The sequence below is a fragment of the Anaeromonas gelatinilytica genome, from assembly GCF_016820635.1.
GTDB lineage: Bacteria > Bacillota > Clostridia > Tissierellales > SIT17 > Anaeromonas > Anaeromonas gelatinilytica.
The window spans coordinates 1-2,220 of the sequence record NZ_WSFU01000053.1; the positions used below are offsets into that span (position 1 = coordinate 1).

Below are 2,220 nucleotides of genomic sequence, written 5' to 3' on the forward strand. Positions count from 1 at the left end.
AATTTTTTTCATGTTCAGTTATAGCTGCAGCTTTATTTATTTTACTTAATTCATATCTTAATTGTTCTAATTCCTTTACCTTCTTATGAATCACTTCTCCTACATTAATTAATTCCATATCTCCCCTCCTAATATAAAAGACACTCCTAGAATTTTTCTAGAAGTGTCCGCTGGATGTCCAGTAGGACTTTATTTAATTATTTATTAGCTCTGGATTTTCATATATTCATATATATTGCCTATAACTTTAAACTTTCTATATCCGTTTTCTCTGCATTTATCCCAGTGCCATAATGGGAACGTCAAGCCTTTTGTAAGTGTACAGCCTCTTATCACTTTACATCCCCATTGGTGATGATCTGTCCATATGATCTCAACAATTGTCCTACTGTCATCAATTGCAATATCTCCTTCATAAATCTCTTTTCCATTTTTATCTTTTAATCCTGTATATTGTCCCCTTGTTTCTTTCAATATTAAAATACATTCACCTAAGCTATCATTATCTTCTTGTATATAATACTCATCATTATCTTTATCATATAATAGATATCCATAAACCCACTTTTCTTTGTTTTCATACAATTCATGATGTGGATATATACCTCTAAACTTAATCTCTCTCATATCAATACGCCTTCTTTCTATCTTTTAATGTACATTCAGCTTGTATATTACCATTATGATTGCTTATTTTTATATTGAAGTAATCTAGATTATTGCTGTTATCTAAGTTTCTAAGTATATACTCTATATAGCTATTTATTTGATATTCTAACATTTCCCTTTTATTGTCCTCCATATTCTGCCTCCTACTCTATTCCATCAGCTTTTTGTTCTTCTCTTGTTATTTCTTCATAGCATTTCTATTGCTTGTTTTATATTTATTTCTTTTAACATTTTTCTTCCCTCCTAAGATGTTTTATAATAAAAGATTTGTTATCAATTATGATAAAATCTGTTATGTTATTTGACTGCTCTAATGTCTCTAAATAAATTCATTTGTTTAGCTCTTTTTTCTAAGCTATTCCAATCTATATAATCATCTATTAAATTAGGAATTTGAGCTTGTGTTGTAGCCCAATCTTTTCCGAATGTAGCTATCATATTATCCCAATCCTCAATATCATGTTCTTGTATATCTCCATACTTATCAATATGTCTAAGTTCATGGTAAATTAATGATATAATCTGTTCTTTTTGCATTTTCTCAATATAATAATTTCTTGTTTCTAATATATATTCATAGCCTAGCATGCTTTCTAATTGTTTATTTGCTTTTTTAATTCTTGCCATCCAATGTCTTTTCGGCTTGATTGAATCTGGTTTCTCCCAGTTCATATCCTCAATAAATAATATTTTATTTGGTCTAACATGTTTTAGCTCTTTAAATTTTTCTACTAATTTTATAGCTATGGATTTATAAATATAATTTTTTATCCAATGCTTTTCTCCGAACTTACTATTGTTTAATTTTCTAATATTTCTTATTTTGCCTGAGTCAGTAAGATTAGTATAGCTTATGTTATATCCTCCTGAAAATTCTATCTCTTCTATCTTTTCACCAGTATTTGTATCAACCACAATTAGATTTTTCATCTACTTCAACTCCTTCTAAATAATCTAGTAATATTCCATCTCTAGATACTAATTCTTTACAATTAAGTTTAAAATGTTCATAAGGAATACTTGCATATCCTCGCTTTCCTTTATTCTGTTGATATCTATTCCAGAACCACTCTATGTCCTTCCAATCTAGTCTATATACTTCTCTATGATTTACAAAAGATACTAGAACAAAAGCCCTTCCTCCATTTTCTGTCCATTCTTTCATAAATTCTATTTGATGAGGATGTATATTTTTAAGTGGAAATCTCTTCTTTTCATTCGTCTCTTTAGCATCAAAAGCTATAGGTATATTTTTATATACTCCTAAATAATCAAGTGTACTCTTTTGTTCAAAGAATCCTGTTATTCTTCCACCAGTCCTTTTAAGTACTTTTACTGGTGTAGCTATTTTCTGTATTAGTGCTATTCCTTTTCTTTTATAAACTATATTTGATAAATTAATTTGTTCTTCAAAAACGTCCCCTCTATGATATCCCATACTACTCACCCCTTAATATATTGCTATAAATATGCCTTTTCATTAAAGTTCCATCTAAAAGATACTTTAAATGCTTTATCATATTAATTTTCCGCCTGCTTTTTTAGATGTTC

At 28.5% G+C, this 2,220-nt stretch carries 4 protein-coding genes; all 4 read right to left on the reverse strand.

Annotation, left to right across the window (positions count from 1 at the left end):
- Nucleotides 1–204: 204 nt before the first annotated feature.
- Nucleotides 205–627, reverse strand: a complete 423-nt coding sequence (locus tag GOQ29_RS04035) for a YopX family protein (RefSeq protein WP_203371355.1) — start codon at nt 625–627, stop codon at nt 205–207.
- A gap of 1 nt (nt 628) precedes the next feature.
- Nucleotides 629–802, reverse strand: a complete 174-nt coding sequence (locus GOQ29_RS04040) for a hypothetical protein (RefSeq protein WP_203371356.1) — start codon at nt 800–802, stop codon at nt 629–631.
- A 164-nt stretch (nt 803–966) separates the two neighbouring features.
- Nucleotides 967–1,599 carry a putative metallopeptidase gene (locus GOQ29_RS04045; RefSeq protein WP_203371357.1) on the reverse strand — a complete coding sequence of 211 codons (633 nt, stop codon included), beginning with the start codon at nt 1,597–1,599 and terminating at the stop codon, nt 967–969.
- The gene (locus GOQ29_RS04050) at nt 1,577–2,107 is read right to left on the reverse strand and encodes a Holliday junction resolvase RecU (protein WP_203371358.1); all 531 of its coding nucleotides are present in this window, start codon (nt 2,105–2,107) and stop codon (nt 1,577–1,579) included. Before GOQ29_RS04050 ends, GOQ29_RS04045 begins: the two co-directional genes overlap by 23 nt.
- Nucleotides 2,108–2,220 lie beyond the last annotated feature (113 nt).

What these genes read in the sequence shown, in the direction of transcription:
- GOQ29_RS04040 (WP_203371356.1), bottom strand. Translation starts at nt 802, where the DNA reads ATGGAGGACAATAAAAGGGAAATGTTAGAATATCAAATAAATAGCTAT.
- GOQ29_RS04035 (WP_203371355.1), bottom strand. Translation starts at nt 627, where the DNA reads ATGAGAGAGATTAAGTTTAGAGGTATATATCCACATCATGAATTGTAT.
- GOQ29_RS04045 (WP_203371357.1), bottom strand. Translation starts at nt 1,599, where the DNA reads ATGAAAAATCTAATTGTGGTTGATACAAATACTGGTGAAAAGATAGAA.
- GOQ29_RS04050 (WP_203371358.1), bottom strand. Translation starts at nt 2,107, where the DNA reads ATGGGATATCATAGAGGGGACGTTTTTGAAGAACAAATTAATTTATCA.